We start from the raw sequence: 17066 nt of genomic DNA, 5'->3' as shown, positions 1-17066 counted from the left end.
GCGTGTCACGGCTTTGCTGTGTCCGCTGGTAAACGTTACCCGCTCGAAATTCCGGGACTTCCGGGGTTTCGACTGATCAAATCTATCCACATCGGAGTCCCTACTACATGACCATCACCTCGAACGAGAACAGCAGCGCACCAGTTGTCGCAATTAACGACATCGGATCCGCTGAGGACTTCTTGGCCGCAGTCGATGCCACCATCAAGTACTTCAACGATGGTGACCTCGTCGAAGGCACCGTCGTCAAGGTTGACCACGACGAAGTTCTGCTCGACATCGGTTACAAGACCGAAGGTGTCATCCCTTCCCGCGAGCTTTCCATCAAGCACGACGTTGACCCAGGTGAAGTTGTCACCGTTGGCGACAACGTCGAAGCCTTGGTCCTGACCAAGGAAGACAAGGAAGGCCGTCTGATCTTGTCCAAGAAGCGCGCTCAGTACGAGCGTGCCTGGGGCGACATCGAGAAGATCAAGGAAGAAGACGGCGTCGTTACCGGTACCGTCATCGAGGTTGTCAAGGGTGGCCTCATCCTGGACATCGGCCTGCGTGGCTTCTTGCCAGCATCGCTCGTCGAGATGCGCCGTGTGCGCGACCTGGCTCCGTACATCGGCCAGGAAATCGAAGCCAAGATCATCGAGCTGGACAAGAACCGCAACAACGTTGTGCTTTCCCGCCGTGCATGGCTCGAGCAGACCCAGTCCGAGGTCCGCTCGACCTTCCTCAACAAGCTGGAAAAGGGCCAGGTTCGTCCGGGCGTCGTTTCCTCCATCGTCAACTTCGGTGCATTCGTGGACCTTGGCGGCGTAGACGGTCTCGTCCACGTTTCCGAGCTGTCCTGGAAGCACATCGACCACCCATCCGAGGTTGTCGAAGTTGGCCAGGAAGTCACCGTCGAGGTTCTCGAGGTCGACCTGGACCGCGAGCGTGTCTCCCTGTCGCTGAAGGCTACCCAGGAAGATCCTTGGCAGACCTTCGCCCGCACCCACGCACTGGGTCAGGTTGTACCGGGCAAGGTCACCAAGCTGGTTCCATTCGGTGCGTTCGTTCGCGTCGAAGACGGCATCGAAGGCCTCGTGCACATCTCCGAGCTTGCAGTGCGCCACGTTGAGCTGGCCGAGCAGGTTGTCTCCGTGGGCGACGAGCTGTTCGTCAAGGTCATCGACATCGACCTGGAACGCCGCCGCATCTCGCTGTCGCTCAAGCAGGCCAACGAGGGCGTCGACCCAGAGGGTACCGAATTCGATCCAGCTCTGTACGGCATGGCCGCAGAGTACGACGAAGAGGGCAACTACAAGTACCCAGAGGGCTTCGACCCAGAGTCGAACGAATGGCTCGAGGGCTTCGACACCCAGCGCGCCGCTTGGGAGGCACAGTACGCTGCCGCTCAGGAGCGTTGGGAAGCTCACAAGAAGCAGGTTGTTGCCGCAATCGCTGCCGATGCAGAAGCAGAGCCTGCTGCTGCCGGCGAAACTGCCGCAGCTGCTGCTCCAGCATCGTACTCCTCGGAGGCTCCAGCCACCGATGCAGGCACCCTGGCTTCGGACGAAGCACTGGCTGCCCTGCGCGAGAAGCTGACCGGCAACTAATTTCTGTTGCTGCGCTGAGCTTAGCGTCAAGCTAGGTAAGCACTGAGAGGAAAGGTCCAACCCGCTTTGGGTTGGGCCTTTCCTTCATTTAACCGCTCTTTTCCAGATGCGCTTCATGCTGCGTAGGGTGCCTATTGAAAATCAACCCAAAGGTGGAGTGCAAGCATAAAGTCCGGCCTATAGACTAAACCATTGTCAGTGGGTGCTCGAGGCCGTGAGGACAAGCAATGGAACAGTTGAAGGCGAGATACGCCGCGGACGGTGCGCGGGCGGCGGACAGCAAGCCTGTGCCGTTCTACTCGGTGAGCGAGGAAGAGTGGCGCAGCATTCCGCGCGACATCCCCAATGTGATGGTCCTGCTCGCGAGCTGGCTGCCGCTGATCGCGCTGAACGTTTATCTGTTCCGCTTCGCCTACCCCGATCGCGAAGAGCTCGAACTGGGCGGACTGCTGACCTTTTCGGTGATCGCCGCATGCATTGCGGTGATGTGGGCCGCCTGCCGGATCGCGCCCTGGCTGGCTTTGACGGCGACGGCCGCGCTGTATCTGATCCTGCAGCCAGAAGGTGTGCCGCAGCTGGTGCTGCTGGGCTGCGGCGCCTTCTTCGGGTTGCTGGCGCTGACGGGCCTGTGCAATCAGCTGCGCTTCATCGCCCGGTTGCGTCGCTGGCGTGCCCTTTCGTCCTCCACGGTCGAGATTCCGCCCGAACAGCGCGCGCGGTTGCACGCCTACCGGCAATTGCCGAAATCCTTGTGGTATTTGGCGCTGGGCTCGATGATCTACCCCATGCTGAAACTGGCCTGGCAGTTTTTCACCGATGCGAAGCAGGTGTTCAACGCGCTGGATCGAGACCGCATCGACTCCCTGGTCATCGGAGTCGCGGCATTGGCTTTGTGCCTGGTCGTGGTGCTCGTGCGCTTCATCGAACAACAGTTGGCCGGGAACCTTGCACTGGAGATCCCGCTGGCCCGGGGATATGGACCGCTGAGCTTCACCGCGGTGGGCAAGGTGGTGCCGGCCGAGCCGCTGCCCGGGGGCGGATGCGACTGCACGAATCCGGACCGGGAGTCCAAGACGCTTGAATACGAGCAATTCGTCGAATGCCTGGACAGCTGCCGGGTGCATGGGATCGCGGCGGTCAACAGCTTGAGCCCCGCCGAATTCTTGCGGGTAGCCGATCAGCCATGGGTCTGGGGCGAGCATGTGAACGACGCTCTGGTGCGGGGCGGGGACCGGATGGTGATCGCCGGGCTCAGCGGCTGGGACTCGATACCGGTGCGTTTGGAGGTGCGCACGGTATTCGCCCAGGGCCGCCAAGCGGCCGCGAACTACCTGCCGCGCCGGGCCGCGGAACCGCGCAAACGTGCGACGCGAGGTCTGCGATGGCGCGATGGGGCGGATTCCACTATTGAGGTCGAGCGGTTCAACCCGGACACGATGCCGGAGTTCGAGCGGATCTCCCTGGCTGGCGCCGGGATCGACGGCTATGCGGTGCGGGTGCGCAGCAGGCGGCCATTCATCTGCGAGCACCCGGCGCGCTAGGCCGCGCGAAGGGCGTTGATGCTGTTGCGTTGCGGCCGCTGCGACGGATCGATGAATTTGGGCAGGATGATCTGCGGGAGCCCGCCGTTGGACACCACTTTCAGCACCCCGGCATGCACGTCGTGATGATGCCTGGTGCACAGGCAACAACCCAGGAAGACGGCGGTGGGTCCGCCGTTCGACCACCACCAGATGTGGTGGAGTTCGCAGTGCTCTGGCGGCACGGTGCAACCGGGCACAATGCAGCCACGGTCCCGGGATTTGATCGCCCGGCGCATGTATTTGGGGAAGTTGCGTTGTTCGCGGCCGATATCCAGGATTTCTCCGCGGCCGCCGAGCACCAGCGGAATGATCTTCGCCCTGGCCAGGGCCTGCCTCAGATCGGTGGGCCGCATTTCAAATCCGCTGTCGGTCACCCCGTGGGTTTTGGCCAATCCGGTCAGTTCGGCCAAGGTCAGGTGGACCATGACGGTGGGCTGAACCACCGGGATCTCGGGTTCCGCCTCGGCGAGCATTGTGTTGGGTGTGCCGTCGGAGGGCTTTTTTGCGGTGCGATCGGACAGCAGCCGGCTGAGCTTCTTGCTATTGACCTTCAATAGGTTCATCAGCCCCTGCAGGCGCCGCCGGGCGACGGTCGCCTCCACCAGCGGGTTCCAGGTGCTTGCCGAGGCCTGTTCGTCGGTGACGAAATCCGGGTGCTCCGGGACGGCGCCCGGTGCGTGGGCCGATTCGACTTGGCGGCTGGCGGCGCCGGCCTCGGTGCGCGGATTGTCCGCCTGCGAAAGCAGCGATTCGAAGGCATCGGCGTCCAAGGGGGAGAGCCGGATGTGATAGACGATGAGCCCGTCTTTTTCGCCCTGGCGGTAGATTCCGGCAGCGGACTCCGGCTCGAGCTCGGCAGCGGTGGCCTTCGCGGACTTGATCAGCTGATTCAATTTCTTGGACCGGGTTTTCGGTTCCGGCTCCTCCAGCAGTTCCATGGCGGATTCTTCGACCAGTTGCCCGCTGGCATCCTGCGCGCAGGCCGTGCCGGGTGTCTCGAATTCGCCCGGAGCCGGTTCGAGCTTATGCAGCCGGCGGGCGGCGCTCAGCGTTTCGCGCGGGTCGGTGCCGCGGGTGCCGAAGCGTTGGGCGAGGCGGGGGAATTGCGCCGGGCAGCGGTTTCCCTGCTGGTCGAATTGGCAGATGACCAGGTGCGCGTCGTCCACCCGGCGGCGGGCCTCGAAAATGTCGAGGTTCAGCCAGGCGGCGAGGAGTTCCGCCGCGCCCTTGTAGCTGGGGCGGGAGGCGGCGAAGGGCGGGGCGGTGGCATAGTCGATGGCCTGCGCGCGCAGCGCGTCGAGGATGGCGATGTCCAAGCGGTGCGCGCCGCTGGCTTCGACCAAGTGGGCACAGTGGGTTTGGGTGCGGACCGCCTCATGGGCCAGCCGTTCGGCGTGCGTGCTCAGGGCCAGCGCGGCCCGCGGGTCGGTGAGCGTGATGCTGGCGGTGCGCAGTGCGGGCTGGATGTCGGCGGCGAGCGTGGACAGGGCCAGCAGCTCGGGGGTGGAAAGTTCCCCCGAGCCGGCCAGCTGCGCTTGCAGATCCGCGACGGTCTGCTCGATCCTCGTGCTCATGGCTCCAGTGTGCCTTCGGCGCGGCCCGAAGCACGCGGCCCGGGTCCGGGGTGTGGATAAGTTCAGCGGCGGCGAACGGAGCGGGTGACGGTGAATGTGGAGTTGCGCGCGAGCTGCTCGGTGGGGCCGATGCGCCGGGTGAGCTCGCCGCGGTAACGCAGGTGCGAGTTGAAGACGCAGAGCAGGACCCCGCCCTCGGCCAGCACGCGGGCGGCCTCGTCGATCAACTTCAGCGCGATGCCGGCGTGGACGGTGTTCCCGATGTGGAAGGGCGGGTTGAGCGTGACCAGCGTGGCGCTGGCCGCGGCGTGGCGGGCCAGGCCGTCGTCCTGCACGGCGCTGATCCGCTCTTCGAGCGCGTTGGCCGCGGCCGAAAGCGCGGTGGAGGCGACCGCGGAGGCCGAATGGTCCGAGGCGTCCACGCGCAGCGCGCGGTGGGTGAGTGCGGCGTACACCCCGATGGAGCCGTTGCCGCAGGCCAGATCGAGCAGCGTGGCATGGTCGGAGAGGTCCGGCAGGTTTTCCAGCAGCAGCCGGGTGCCCGGGTCCAGGCGTTGCGCGCCGAAGGTGGCCGCCCCGGCGCGCAGGGTGAATTCGGTTCCGTTCACCGAATGCGTGGCCGAGAGCGGGTAGACGCCCGACGGTGCCCCGGGCAAGGGGGTATGCACGGTGAGTACGCGGGCCTTCTGCCGGGCGTGCGAGACCTCCAGGGCGGCAAAGCGCTTGGCCAGCAGCTCGTTCATCGTGCGGTTCATATGCTTGAGCATGCCGCCGGCGTGCACGATGGTGTGCGCGTCGCACTGCGCGGCGATGGCGGCGGCCTGCTCGTCAAGCACGTCCAGCCCGCGCGGCAGGCAGAGCAGCACCAGGCCCGCGCCGCGGGCAACCTCATCGAGCGCGCGGAATTCCAGACGGTCCTCCCAGTCCGGGGCCAGCCGTTGCAGGTTCGCGCTGATCGCCCGCGCGGAGGTCAGCGAGTCGGTGTGCACCTGTACCCGGGTTGCGCCGGAGGCCAGCGCCCCGAGGGCCAGCGCGCCGTAGTGGTCCCCGATCACGGCCACGGTCTCCGGCCAGTGCGTGACGGTGTCCAGGATCAGCCGGTCCGCGGCATCGGCGGCGAAGAGGTTCTCCGCCTCGATATCGGGCCAGCGGCGCAGCTGCGCCAGGAGTTCGCGGCTCATAGGTCCACCCATCTGGTGTCGATCGGGCGCAGCATTCCGGCGCCGGAGGTCAGTGTGGCGATGGCGGTGCGCAGCGCCTGGGCGTCACCGGGCTCGTCGTTGATGCCGATGCGCAGCACCGCGTCGGTCTCCCGCCAGAGCGTGTCGCCCAGCTGGTAGCCGGCGGAGCGCAGCTCGTTTTCCCAGCGGGCGGCCAGCGCATGCGCGGCGGGCAGCTCGAAGAGGCGCAGCCGTTGGCGGGTGCGCAGGGCCGCGTGGTTCAGCGCCTGGGAGACGGAGTCGGAATAGGCGCGGACCAGGCCGCCGGTGCCGAGCTTGATGCCGCCGAAGTAGCGCACGGTCACGGCCAGGGCATCGGAGAGGTCAGCGCCGTGGCCGGTATCGCGCTTGGCCAGCGCCTCGAGCATCGGGATTCCGGCGGTGCCCGAGGGCTCCCCGTCGTCGTTCGAACGCTGGGTCATCCGATCCGGGCCGATGATGAACGCGCTGCAGTGGTGGCGGGCGTCGAAATGGGTTTTGCGCAGCGCCGCGAGATGCGTCCGGGCGGCGGCCTCGGACTCGACGCGGAAGAGGTAGGTGATGAACCGGGATCGCTTGATCTCGACCTCGTGCACGCTGTCGCCGCCGAGCGTGGTGTAGCGGGTGGCGGCCGAGTCGTTGGTGTTCATCGTACTTAGTTTATAGGGTGGTAGACATGATCCATGTGGGACTGACCGGCGGCGTGGCTTCCGGCAAATCGGCAGTGGCGGCGCGCCTGGTCGAACTCGGCGCGGTGCTGATCGACGCGGACAAGCTCGCCCGGGAGGTTGTTGCGCCCGGAACCCCGGGCCTGGAGGCGATCCTGGAGGCCTTCGGGGACGCGGTCTTCGCCGCCGACGGGACGCTGGACCGTGCGGCGCTCGGTGCGCTGGTCTTCGGCGACGAGGCCCAGCGGCGCAAGCTCAACGCCATCGTGCACCCGCTGGTGCGCGCCCGGGCGCAGGAGCTGCGGGCGGCCGCGGGGCAGCAGGCGATCGTGGTGGAGGACATTCCGCTGCTCGCCGAATCCGGGCAGGCACAGGATTTCGACACCGTCATCGTTGTGCAGGCCCCCCGCGCGGAGCGGATCCGCCGGATGGTCGAGGACCGCGGGTGGAGCGAGGCGGAGGCCGAATCCCGGATGGCCGCCCAGGCCAGTGACGCGCAGCGCGCGGCGATCGCCGACCATCTGCTGCATAATGAGGGGACACTCGAAGAGCTCAACGCCCGGGTGACCGAACTATTTGAGAAGGAACTGCGCCGCTGATGCTGAAAATTTCGAAGTGGACGATGCTGGCGAGCTTCGCCCTCGCGCTGGTGCTCTGGCTGGGCTTCGGAGGCCGGGCGGAATACGTCGGATCTGCGGGCCCCTACTCGCCGGTGGTGTATCTCTCCGGCTGGATCGCCCTGCTCGGGCTGATCGCCGCCACCACGCTGACCGTCGGGTTCTTCGGCGCGCAGATCCGCCGGACCGCGGCGCGCAATGCGGTGCGCACCGGCACCCGGCTGGGCCGCGGCAAGTAATTTCGCGATCGGCATGCCCCCGAGCGTAGGCGAGTGCCGGTGCGCCTCGTTATGCTGGAGGCATGAGCCTTGCACAGCCGATCAAGCGCGTCGTCGCCCCCTTCGAAGTCGTCAGCGAATACACCCCCGCCGGTGATCAGCCCACCGCCATCGCGGAGCTGACCCAAAGGCTCAACGGCGGCGAGAAGGACATTGTGCTGCTCGGCGCCACCGGTACCGGCAAGTCGGCGACCACCGCCTGGCTGGTCGAACAGGTGCAGCGCCCCACCCTGGTGCTGGTGCAGAACAAGACGCTCGCCGCGCAGCTGGCCAACGAGTTCCGCGAGCTGATGCCGAATAACGCGATCGAGTACTTCGTCTCCTACTACGACTACTACCAGCCCGAAGCCTATGTCGCGCAGACCGATACCTTCATCGAAAAGGACTCCTCGGTCAACGAGGAGGTCGAGCGCTTGCGGCACTCGGCGACCAACTCGCTGCTCACCCGCCGGGACGTGATCGTCGTCGCCACGGTGTCCTGCATCTACGGCCTGGGCACCCCGGAGGAGTACGTGGAGGGCATGGTCACGGTGCGCCGCGGCGAGGAGCTGAACCGCGACGCGATGCTGCGCCAGTTTGTGGCCATGCAGTACACCCGCAATGACATGGACTTCCACCGCGGCACCTTCCGGGTGCGCGGGGATACCGTGGAGATCATCCCGATGTACGAGGAGCAGGCGCTGCGCATCGAGTTCTTCGGCGACGAGGTGGAAGCGATCTACACCCTGCACCCGGTGACCGGGGAGGTCATCCGCGAGGAAACCGAAATGTACATCTTCCCGGCCAGCCACTATGTCGCCGGCGCCGAGCGCATGCACAAGGCGATCAAGACCATCGAGGACGAGCTGGCGGCGCGGCTGAAGGAGCTGGAGTCGCAGAATAAGCTCGTCGAGGCCCAGCGGCTGCGCATGCGCACCACCTATGACCTGGAAATGATGGAGCAGATGGGCTTCTGCAACGGCATCGAGAACTATTCGCGGCATATCGACGGCCGCGAGTCGGGCAGCGCCCCGCACTGCCTGATCGACTATTTCCCCGATGACTTCCTGCTGGTGATCGACGAGTCGCATGTGACGGTGCCGCAGATCGGCGCCATGTACGAGGGGGATATGTCGCGCAAGCGCAACCTGGTGGAGCACGGCTTCCGGCTTCCCTCGGCCATGGACAACCGCCCGCTGAAGTGGGATGAATTCCTCGAGCGCGTCGGGCAGACCGTGTATCTTTCGGCGACCCCGGGCAAGTACGAGCTGGGCAAGGCCGATGGCTTCGTGGAGCAGATCATCCGTCCCACCGGGCTGATCGACCCGGAGATCATCGTCAAGCCCACCAAGGGGCAGATCGATGACCTGCTTGACGAGATCCGCGTGCGCGTGGCCCGCAATGAGCGCGTGCTGGTGACCACGCTGACCAAGCGGATGGCCGAGGACCTGACCGATTACCTCACCGAGCACCAGATCCGCGTGCAGTACCTGCACTCGGATGTGGATACGATCCGCCGCGTGGAGCTGCTGCGCGAATTGCGCATGGGCTCCTTCGACGTGCTGGTGGGCATCAACCTGCTGCGCGAGGGCCTGGACCTTCCCGAGGTGTCGCTGGTGACGATCCTGGATGCGGACAAGCAGGGCTTTTTGCGTTCGGCGACCAGCCTGATCCAGACGATCGGCCGTGCCGCGCGCAACGTGTCCGGCCAGGTGATCATGTACGCGGACAAGGTCACCGATGCGATGGAAAAGGCCATCGAAGAAACCAACCGGCGCCGGGAGATCCAGCGGGCGCACAACGAGAAGCACGGGATCGACCCGACCCCGTTGCGCAAGAAGATCGCCGATATCACCGATCAGCTGGCCCGCGAGGATGCCGACACCCAGGAGCTGCTGAGCAACAACCGGTTGGCCAAGGACGCCAAGCGCAAGGCCGCGCCGATCCGCAAGGATGGTCTGGCCGCCGCGCCGGCGGAAGACCTGCTCGGGCAGATCGAGCAGATGACCGAGCAGATGCATGCGGCGGCCGCCGAGCTGCAGTTCGAGCTGGCCGCGCGCATTCGCGACGAGGTGGGGGAGCTGAAGAAGGAACTACGCCAGATGAAGGACGCCGGGCACGCTTAACACAATGTTAATCAGCGCCGTCCGTGTACCCTCTGACTAGCGTGGATGCAGGCGCTGGAGGTGCAGGAAGGGTGGTGGCGCGGCAGTGGGGTGCCCCGCCCGGGGCGCGCGCTAGACCGCCTGTAGGCTACAATTGAATCTCGTACGTAGGGGAGTATCCCAAATGCTGTGAACGTCAACACGCGGACCATCGAAGTTTCGCCGGGCGCAGCAGCCGAACACGAATTGATTTGTGACGGCGGAGAGACTTGCGAATCTTTGTCCTACCCTTACGACGAAAGGCTGCTCTTCTGTGGGCACTACAGGGTTAACTATCCAATTTGAAATCATTGCCTTGGTGGCGCTGTGCGTCATCCTGCTGCTTGATTTGTTGTACGTCGTGCGTCGACCGCACGAACCATCGATGAAGGAAGCCGGGCTTTTTGTCGGTTTCTACATCACCTTGGCGCTGATCTTCGGCGGCATTGTCTGGTGGCAGGCTGGCTCCCAGATCGGCCAGGAGTTCTACGCCGGCTGGATTACCGAGTACTCGTTGTCCATCGACAACCTGTTCGTCTTCATCATCATCATGACCCGCTTCGCGGTGCCGCGTAAGTACCAGCAAGAGGTGCTGATGTTCGGCATCATCATCGCACTGGTGCTGCGTGCGATCTTCATTCTCGCCGGCGCGGCCATGATCGAGCACTTCTCCTGGGTCTTCTACATCTTCGGCGCCTTCCTGCTCTGGACCGCTTGGCACCAGCTCAAGGACGACGATGAGGATGAGGGCAGCGAAAACGGCCTGGTCAAGAAGCTGACCAGCAAGATGCCATTCGCCAAGGAGTACGACGGCAACAAGCTGCGCACCGTGGTAAACGGCAAGAAGTTGTTCACTCCAATGGTCATGGTCTTCATTACCATCGGCATGACCGACCTGCTGTTCGCGGTCGACTCCATTCCGGCGATCTTCGGGCTGACCGATTCGGCATTCATCGTCTTCACCGCGAACATCTTCGCGCTGATGGGCCTGCGCCAGCTGTACTTCCTGCTTGGCGGCTTGATGAACCGCTTGGTCTTCCTGAAGCACGCACTGAGCTTCATCCTGGCCTTCATCGGCGTCAAGCTCGTATTCCACGCCTTGCATGAGAACGAGCTGCCGTTCATCAACGGCGGCCAGCACATCGACCTGCCATGGCTCGACATCAGCACCTCGCTGTCGCTGATCGTCATCCTGGCGACCATCGTTATTGCCACGGTGCTCTCGCTCTGGACCCCATTGGGCCGCAACGCGGCCGCCAAGGCCGAGGCTGCGGAGGCCGAAAAGGCTGCTTCCCATGCTTCGATCGAACGCGATCAGGACTCGGGCAAGTAGTCCGAACCCGAATCGGGAAATCACCCGCCGTATTCCATCCTCACCGATGGAATACGGCGGGTTTTCTGTTCTCTGGGTAACATAAAGCCGCAATTTACATAGGTGGCCTATGTAAATCTGCTAGGTTGTACTTATGACAAGCGAAGAAGATCCCCTGGCCGGCCTCGCGGGAGGCCTGACGCTCTTTTCCGGGGCGATGTCCCGGCTGCTCGGCCAGGCCGCTGGCGACGGGCGGTCGGTCACCGCATGGCGGGTGCTCTCGGTGCTCCACCGGCAGGGACCGCAGCGCGTGGGGGATCTGGCCGTGCAGCAGCGCATCGCCCAACCGAGCATGACCGGGTTGGTGATGCGCCTGGAAAAGGACGGACTGGTGCAGCGTGCCGCCGATCCGCAAGACGGCCGCGCCTCGCTTGTCTCGGTGACCGAGCTCGGGGTAGAAGAGCTCACGGCGTATAGGCAACGGGCGATCAACGCGTTGACCGGCAGCATCGAAGCGATGACCGAGCCGGAGCGGGAGACGCTCAACCGGGCGCTGCCGCTGCTCGAGCGCATGGTGCTGGAACTGGCCGAAAACCTGGATCGCTAGCCCCGCGCCGCACCTGCCAAAACAACTAATAATTCGCAGAAGCTGGCTTTATGACGAAAAATACTCAACCGCGCAATCCGCTGTTGCACCAACCAAAATCCGTGTGGGCCATCGCCTTCGCCTGCATGGTCTCGTTCATGGGAATCGGGCTGGTCGATCCGATCCTTCCGGCGATCAGCCGGGACCTGGACGCCACGGCCTCGCAAACCATGCTGCTGTTCACCAGCTACCTGTTCATCACCGGGTTGGCGATGTTCTTCACCAGCTGGGTCTCCACGCTGATCGGCGTGAAGCAGACCCTGCTCGGCGGACTGGTGCTGATCGTGCTCTTCGCCGCGCTGGCCGGGGCCAGCGGCTCGATCAACCAGATCCTCGCCTACCGCGCCGGCTGGGGACTGGGCAATGCGCTATTCATCTCCACGGCCCTGGCCGCCATCGTCGGCGCCGCCAGCGGTGGCAGCCGGCAGGCGATCGTGCTTTACGAGGCGGCGCTGGGCGTGGGTATGGCGGTGGGGCCGCTGCTGGGCGGGGTGCTCGGCAGCCTGTCCTGGCGCGGACCGTTCTTCGGCACCGCCACGCTGATGGCGATCGGACTCATCGCGATCCTCGCGTTCCTCAGCTTGCCGGACAAGCCCGCGGGCCAGCTGAAGATCTCCCCGTGGGCAAGCTTTGCGGCCCTGCGGAATCCCGCCCTGCGCACCATGGCGCTCACCGCGGTGCTGTACAACTTCGGGTTCTTCGTGCTGCTGGCCTATTCGCCCTACCCGCTGGAGGCCGCCGCCAAGACGCAGGGAATCGAATTTGGCGCCGCGGAGCTTGGTTGGGTGTTCTTCGGCTGGGGACTGTCGCTGGCGATCACCTCGGTGCTCGTCGCCCCGTTGCTGACCCGGCGTTTCGGCCTGCGCCCCATCATGTTTGCCGCGTTGAGCCTGCTGGGACTGCTGCTCGCCTCGATGGCGGTGTTGCACACGCAGCTGAGCGCGCTCATCGCGCTGATCGTCGTCGCCGGCCTGGTGTTGGGCATCCTCAACACCGCGCTGACCGAGGCGGTGATGGAAGCCACCGAGCTGCCGCGCAACGTGGCAAGCTCCACCTACTCGGGAGTGCGTTTCCTGGGAGGCGCGATCGCCCCTGCGGTGGCCGGGCCGATCGCCGCGGCCATGGGGGCCGGCGCGCCCTACTGGTTCGGCGCCGCCGCCGTGTTCGCCTCGATCCTGGTGCTGGGACTGCTCGGTGGGCATCTGTCCCACCTCGGTGCCGGGGCGCACACGGGGCCCGAGGAAATAGCCGCCGCCGATACGGTGGCTCCCACCGGTTCGACCCGCTAGCCGGGCTTAAAACGATGCTGGGGCCTGACTTACCACTTAAGGTAACTCAGGCCCCAGCCGTGTTTAGCTGATACTTAGTTCGTCGGAGTGAGGATGATGCGCAGTGGCGCGAGCAGCGCCTCTTCCTCGGCCGGCAGCCCGAAGGTCTCCGCCAACATCACGATGAATGCTCCGCCCATGGTGGGGTGCAGCATGTGGTGGTTGGTGTAGATCAACGGGATTTCATCTTCGTCCTCTTCGGGGTCCACTTCGTAGGCCTCGGTATCGATGGGACGTGCCAGAACCAAATGGTCGCCGTTCTCAACGAACAGCAGCTCGTAGCGGTAGCCATCCTCGTAGAGCAGCACACTGTTCGGCTTGTCCGAGGGGCCGAAGTACTCGGGGTGCTCGGCCACGAAAGGCAGTTCGGAAACTTCCTGCCAATTCTGCGCCAGGTTCACGAAGTCGGTGAGCCGTTCGGCGAAGTCCTCGGCGGTGAGCGGGAACTCCGGGTCGAAGGTATAAACTGGCTCGAAATCAGCGTCCGAATCATCCAGTGCGGAGGTCGTGGCGAAAATTGCTTCACCGTGCAGAACCAGGGCGAAGTCAATCTCGGACTCGACGAACTTGTAGACCAACGCGTCCTCATCGGCGCGATCGATCGTCATGTTGTATGGCAGGTGTGCGGCTGCGATGATGCCGTCAAATTCTTCGACCTTCGAGACCAGATCGTCTGGAACATCGACACCATTAGTACTGTTTCCCATAGTGTTCCTTTCGACCTTTACATCGGGCTAGTTGCCCTTGAGCGAAAACCTAGCACGCGCGGTGTGCGCGAACAGCATCCGCCACACCAATTGCGCCAAGGCCCGCCAAAGCAACGGCGCCAAGCAACTTCGAGGTTGGTTGGCGCCTTTGCTTGTGTGCCAGTCTAGCCACCGCGGAGCACCGGCGATAGTGCTCAGTCGCTGGCCGCTGCGGCTTCCGGATCTTCGCCGTTGGTCATCGCCAGCAGCCGACGGAAGATGGCCGGACCGTCATCGCCGATTCCGTCATGGTGGAAGTCCTCGGTGACCCAGGGTTGCAGCCCCTTGACTTGGGAAGCGGTGCGCAAGGACAGCTCGCGGTCGACATAGACGTCATCGTGGTAGACGGCGGCAGCGACCGGGACGGTGTTGCGCGCCAGCACATCGAGGTCGTAGAGCGGGCCGAAATGTTCGTGCTCGGCTAAAATCCGCGCCACCTCTTCGAGCGGGCGCAGCGCGGGATCTTCGGTGAAATGCCAGCGGTAGACCATCTCACCGGTGAGCAGCGGGGTGTCCGCCTGCTCGGCGAAGTCCGGATACTCCTCCAGCACCTGTTCCGCGGCCCAATGGGTCGCCGAACCTTGGGCGTAGATGGTTTCGTGCATCAGCGCGTAGAGCGGATTGGCGGCGAAGGAGGCCTGGGCGTACAGGGTCGACAGGAAGGCATCCGAGAGCCGGGGGCCTCCCGGAGTCGGTGCGAAGGCCTCCTCGAAGACGTGGTGCAGCAGGTGTACGCGGGTGTTGCCGCCTAGGAACATGCCGAGCATTTGCACTAGCTGCACGGTGACCTTGCGCCCGTCAGGCAGCAGCTCGTCGTCATTGTGCCGCAGGTGCTCGTAGATCTTGTGCAGGGTCTCGAAGTCTTGCGGGTACCAGGAGAAGTATTCGCGGTTCCGTTCGGCCATGCGCTGGTAGGTGGCCCGGTACACGGTCTGCGCATCGGCATCCAGGGAGGCGAGCCCGCCGGTGACCAGGCTGCGTTCGAGGGATTCGGGGAACATCGACAGGTAGGTCAGCGTGCAGAACCCGCCGTAGCTCTGCCCGAAGGTGCTCCACTTCTCGATGCCCAGCTGCTCACGCAGCGCCTCGGCGTCGCGCACGATCGAGTCGGCGCGGAAGTGCGTGAGGTAGCGCGCTTGGGCGGCCGCGTCGCCCCGCAAACCCAGCGTCTGGTGGGTCGCCGGGGTGGACAGGCCGGTGCCGCGCTGATCGAGCAGCAGCACCCGGAAGTGCTTGGTCGCTTCGGCCAGCCAGCCGGACAGGGAGCCGGGGCGCGGGGCTTTCCCGCCCGGGCCGCCCTGCAGGAACAGCAACCATGGCTTGCCCGCATCGGTGCTGATTTCACGGGCGAAGACGGTGATCTTCTCCCCGCCTGCGGTCCCATGCTCCAGCGGGACTTCGATGCGGTGCTCGGTGACGTCCATGCCTCGGTAGTGAATCATCGGGCCATCTCCTCTAGTGCGGGGCCGTCTAGGCGGCGGGTGCTCCAACCGTCCATGGTGGACGAAAGAATCGAATCGTAGAAGGCGATCGCCGGGGCGTTCCAGTCAAGTACCGCCCACTCCAGCCGGCGGTAGCCGCGCGCCACGCAGATCTGCGCCAAGGTTTTGAGCAGCGCGGTGCCGGTGCCCTTGCCGCGCTCGCTTTCCTGCACGTACAGATCCTCCAGGTGGATGCCGTGGCGTCCTTCCCAGGTGGAGTAGGTCGGGAACCACATCGCGATTCCGACAAGCTGCCCGGACTCGTCCTCGGCGACGTGGGTGAAGACCTTTGGATCCGCGCCGAAGAGGTGTTCTTCCAAGTCCGCGACGGTGTTCTTCACGGCATCCGGTTCTTTTTCATACACCGCCAGCTCGTGGATCAAGTCGAGGATTCGCGGGCAGTCCGCGAGGCGCGCTTCTCTGATTCGTGACATGTGCTTAAGCTTACCGCCGTCGTGCGGCTATAACGTCGGTGACCAGTCCTAAGGTGGAATCCATGATGGGTGGACACCACGCCATGAGCGGCGCAGCCGCATGGCTAGCAATAACAACTCCGGTGACCGTAGGATCCGTGAACCTGGGATTCGGCACATTGCACATGGAGCGGTGGGAAACCCTCGCGGGGGCGATCGTCTGCGCCGGGGCGGCCCTGCTGCCCGACGCCGACCATCACAACGCCACGATCGCCCGTTCCCTGCCGCCGATCTCCAATATCCTCACGCGGATCATCGGGAAGGTCGCCGGCGGACACCGCAACGGGACGCACTCGATCCTGGGCATCTTGTTCTTCATTTTTGTGGCCTGGCTGGCCGACTCGTGGTCGATGGACGTCGCCCAGCTCGGGGTGGTGTATCCCGGCGCAGCGCTCTTTGCGATCCTGCTGATTTCCTTCGCCGTGAAAAGCGTGAAATTCATGCCTCCCTTGCTTTGCTGGGTGATTGCCCTGGCCGCCGGGGCGTTCGTCGGCATGAATGCTCCGCTCGAACGGGCCTGGTTCCCGCTGGCGGTCACCGCCGGGGTGATCGTGCACATTCTGGGGGATATGCTCACCATCGGCGGGTGCAATCTGTTGTGGCCGATCAAGATCGGTGCCCCGCGTTGGTTCCGCAGAATACCGGTCATCGGGGACTGCTGGAAAGCCAACGGGCGGGTCGCCTTGCCGATCCTCGCCGAAACCGGTTCGAAAGCCGAATGGATCCTTGCCAGCCTGATGACTTCCTATGTAGCCGTCGCGGTGATCTTGGCTTAGCGCCTGCGCTCGTACTCGGTGATGCTCACGCCCGAGTCGAAACTCCGGGTGTGCACCGGGCTAAAGGGCAAGGCTGCGTAGCCGGCGGCGCCGAACACCGCAATTCCCGAGCCGAAGACCAGCGGATAGCGCTTGAGGATGAGCGTGTCGATTTCCTCGCTGAGCGCTCCGGCCAATTGCCCGCCGCCGCAGAGGTAGATGTCCAGCCCGGCTTCCTGTTTCAATTCGCGTACCTTGCCCACCGGGTCGCCGGTGAGTTCAATGTGCTCCGGGACCGAGCGCGCGGAACGAGACGCCACAATCTGGTGAAGATGGGTGTAGGGGCTGTCGAGGCCGCCGTAGATTTCGGGATTGTAGGTATTCCAGCCCATCAGCACGGTGTCGAATTTGGTGCCTGGAGCGCTGGTACCAAGGGCGCGGTGAATATGTGCGGGTACCGCGTCGGCGTATTCGCCAAGGATCGTCTGCATGTGGTCTCCCTCGGTGGGAAACGCCGCAAAGTCTCCATCGGGCGCCGCGATAAAACCGTCCAGGCTCACCGCCACATAATAAACAAGCTTTCGACTCATCGCGCACACCCTCCTGCGAACCATTTCTCGGCCCGGTAATTTTCACATGTTAACACGCACGGTATACGGAGGCTAGGGAGCTGGGCCTTGGCGGTGTGCCCAGA

At 64.4% G+C, this 17066-nt stretch carries 16 protein-coding genes; 9 read left to right on the top strand and 7 right to left on the bottom strand.

The window, feature by feature from the left end; genetic code table 11:
- Positions 1-107 precede the first annotated feature (107 nt).
- Positions 108-1589 carry a 30S ribosomal protein S1 gene (gene rpsA, locus ACT3UA_RS00760; RefSeq protein ID WP_096285214.1) on the top strand — a complete coding sequence of 494 codons (1482 nt, stop codon included), beginning with the start codon at positions 108-110 and terminating at the stop codon, positions 1587-1589.
- 236 nt (positions 1590-1825) lie between these two features.
- Positions 1826-3130 (top strand): hypothetical protein, encoded by a 1305-nt coding sequence (locus ACT3UA_RS00755; RefSeq protein ID WP_444615317.1) that lies wholly within the window; start codon positions 1826-1828, stop codon positions 3128-3130.
- Here the strand turns inward: ACT3UA_RS00755 and ACT3UA_RS00750 are convergent.
- The 3 genes from ACT3UA_RS00750 to ACT3UA_RS00740 form a co-directional block, all read right to left on the bottom strand.
- Positions 3127-4746: an HNH endonuclease signature motif containing protein gene (locus ACT3UA_RS00750; protein ID WP_096285210.1), complete on the bottom strand. Its 1620-nt coding sequence runs from the start codon at positions 4744-4746 to the stop codon at positions 3127-3129. The genes ACT3UA_RS00755 and ACT3UA_RS00750 overlap by 4 nt on opposite strands.
- A 62-nt stretch (positions 4747-4808) precedes the next feature.
- A complete protein-coding gene (locus ACT3UA_RS00745; RefSeq protein ID WP_176484133.1) occupies positions 4809-5927 on the bottom strand; it encodes a class I SAM-dependent methyltransferase in 1119 nt (372 codons plus the stop codon).
- Positions 5924-6541, bottom strand: a complete 618-nt coding sequence (locus ACT3UA_RS00740) for an IMPACT family protein (RefSeq protein ID WP_444615316.1) — start codon at positions 6539-6541, stop codon at positions 5924-5926. Before ACT3UA_RS00740 ends, ACT3UA_RS00745 begins: the two co-directional genes overlap by 4 nt.
- 80 nt (positions 6542-6621) lie before the next feature.
- Here ACT3UA_RS00740 and coaE point away from each other — a divergent pair, with 80 nt between their 5' ends.
- The 6 genes from coaE (at position 6622) to ACT3UA_RS00710 (ending at position 12878) form a co-directional block, all read left to right on the top strand.
- Complete coding sequence (gene coaE / locus ACT3UA_RS00735; RefSeq protein WP_096285204.1) at positions 6622-7212, top strand: dephospho-CoA kinase; 591 nt, start codon at positions 6622-6624, stop codon at positions 7210-7212.
- Positions 7212-7469, top strand: a complete 258-nt coding sequence (locus ACT3UA_RS00730; protein WP_096285202.1) for a hypothetical protein — start codon at positions 7212-7214, stop codon at positions 7467-7469. Before coaE ends, ACT3UA_RS00730 begins: the two co-directional genes overlap by 1 nt.
- Positions 7470-7531: 62 nt before the next feature.
- The gene (gene uvrB, locus ACT3UA_RS00725; RefSeq protein WP_096285200.1) at positions 7532-9613 is read left to right on the top strand and encodes an excinuclease ABC subunit UvrB; all 2082 of its coding nucleotides are present in this window, start codon (positions 7532-7534) and stop codon (positions 9611-9613) included.
- A 292-nt stretch (positions 9614-9905) separates the two neighbouring features.
- A complete protein-coding gene (locus ACT3UA_RS00720; RefSeq protein WP_096285198.1) occupies positions 9906-10964 on the top strand; it encodes a TerC family protein in 1059 nt (352 codons plus the stop codon).
- Between the two features lie 133 nt (positions 10965-11097).
- Positions 11098-11550 (top strand): MarR family winged helix-turn-helix transcriptional regulator, encoded by a 453-nt coding sequence (locus ACT3UA_RS00715; RefSeq protein WP_096285196.1) that lies wholly within the window; start codon positions 11098-11100, stop codon positions 11548-11550.
- A gap of 50 nt (positions 11551-11600) precedes the next feature.
- Positions 11601-12878 carry an MFS transporter gene (locus ACT3UA_RS00710; RefSeq protein ID WP_096285194.1) on the top strand — a complete coding sequence of 426 codons (1278 nt, stop codon included), beginning with the start codon at positions 11601-11603 and terminating at the stop codon, positions 12876-12878.
- A gap of 74 nt (positions 12879-12952) precedes the next feature.
- Here the strand turns inward: ACT3UA_RS00710 and ACT3UA_RS00705 are convergent, their stop codons facing one another.
- The 3 genes from ACT3UA_RS00705 to ACT3UA_RS00695 all read right to left on the bottom strand — a co-directional run bounded on the left by ACT3UA_RS00705 (position 12953) and on the right by ACT3UA_RS00695 (position 15578).
- Positions 12953-13624 (bottom strand): hypothetical protein, encoded by a 672-nt coding sequence (locus ACT3UA_RS00705; protein ID WP_096285192.1) that lies wholly within the window; start codon positions 13622-13624, stop codon positions 12953-12955.
- Positions 13625-13818: 194 nt separating this feature from the next.
- Positions 13819-15105, bottom strand: coding sequence for an alpha/beta fold hydrolase (locus ACT3UA_RS00700; protein ID WP_096285190.1), 1287 nt, complete (start codon positions 15103-15105; stop codon positions 13819-13821).
- Positions 15102-15578: a GNAT family N-acetyltransferase gene (locus ACT3UA_RS00695; protein ID WP_096285188.1), complete on the bottom strand. Its 477-nt coding sequence runs from the start codon at positions 15576-15578 to the stop codon at positions 15102-15104. The genes ACT3UA_RS00700 and ACT3UA_RS00695 overlap by 4 nt, the downstream gene beginning before the upstream one ends.
- A gap of 62 nt (positions 15579-15640) precedes the next feature.
- Here ACT3UA_RS00695 and ACT3UA_RS00690 point away from each other — a divergent pair, with 62 nt between their 5' ends.
- Positions 15641-16393, top strand: coding sequence for a metal-dependent hydrolase (locus ACT3UA_RS00690; RefSeq protein WP_096285186.1), 753 nt, complete (start codon positions 15641-15643; stop codon positions 16391-16393).
- On the opposite strand, the gene ACT3UA_RS00685 is transcribed toward ACT3UA_RS00690, so the two are convergent.
- Positions 16390-16962 carry a dihydrofolate reductase family protein gene (locus tag ACT3UA_RS00685; protein ID WP_096285184.1) on the bottom strand — a complete coding sequence of 191 codons (573 nt, stop codon included), beginning with the start codon at positions 16960-16962 and terminating at the stop codon, positions 16390-16392. The genes ACT3UA_RS00690 and ACT3UA_RS00685 overlap by 4 nt on opposite strands.
- Positions 16963-17066 lie beyond the last annotated feature (104 nt).

The organism is Glutamicibacter sp. 363 (assembly GCF_052379505.1).
Lineage (GTDB): Bacteria > Actinomycetota > Actinomycetes > Actinomycetales > Micrococcaceae > Glutamicibacter.
The sequence above is the reverse complement of the archived record's forward strand: the minus strand, read 5'-3'. Positions and strand labels throughout refer to the sequence as shown.

Bases quoted from the DNA above. Each gene is read 5' to 3' on its own strand.
- rpsA (WP_096285214.1), top strand. From the start codon at position 108: ATGACCATCACCTCGAACGAGAACAGCAGCGCACCAGTTGTCGCAATT.
- ACT3UA_RS00750 (WP_096285210.1), bottom strand. From the start codon at position 4,746: ATGAGCACGAGGATCGAGCAGACCGTCGCGGATCTGCAAGCGCAGCTG.
- ACT3UA_RS00745 (WP_176484133.1), bottom strand. From the start codon at position 5,927: ATGAGCCGCGAACTCCTGGCGCAGCTGCGCCGCTGGCCCGATATCGAG.
- coaE (WP_096285204.1), top strand. From the start codon at position 6,622: ATGATCCATGTGGGACTGACCGGCGGCGTGGCTTCCGGCAAATCGGCA.
- ACT3UA_RS00730 (WP_096285202.1), top strand. From the start codon at position 7,212: ATGCTGAAAATTTCGAAGTGGACGATGCTGGCGAGCTTCGCCCTCGCG.
- uvrB (WP_096285200.1), top strand. From the start codon at position 7,532: ATGAGCCTTGCACAGCCGATCAAGCGCGTCGTCGCCCCCTTCGAAGTC.
- ACT3UA_RS00715 (WP_096285196.1), top strand. From the start codon at position 11,098: ATGACAAGCGAAGAAGATCCCCTGGCCGGCCTCGCGGGAGGCCTGACG.
- ACT3UA_RS00710 (WP_096285194.1), top strand. From the start codon at position 11,601: ATGACGAAAAATACTCAACCGCGCAATCCGCTGTTGCACCAACCAAAA.
- ACT3UA_RS00705 (WP_096285192.1), bottom strand. From the start codon at position 13,624: ATGGGAAACAGTACTAATGGTGTCGATGTTCCAGACGATCTGGTCTCG.
- ACT3UA_RS00700 (WP_096285190.1), bottom strand. From the start codon at position 15,105: ATGATTCACTACCGAGGCATGGACGTCACCGAGCACCGCATCGAAGTC.
- ACT3UA_RS00695 (WP_096285188.1), bottom strand. From the start codon at position 15,578: ATGTCACGAATCAGAGAAGCGCGCCTCGCGGACTGCCCGCGAATCCTC.
- ACT3UA_RS00690 (WP_096285186.1), top strand. From the start codon at position 15,641: ATGATGGGTGGACACCACGCCATGAGCGGCGCAGCCGCATGGCTAGCA.
- ACT3UA_RS00685 (WP_096285184.1), bottom strand. From the start codon at position 16,962: ATGAGTCGAAAGCTTGTTTATTATGTGGCGGTGAGCCTGGACGGTTTT.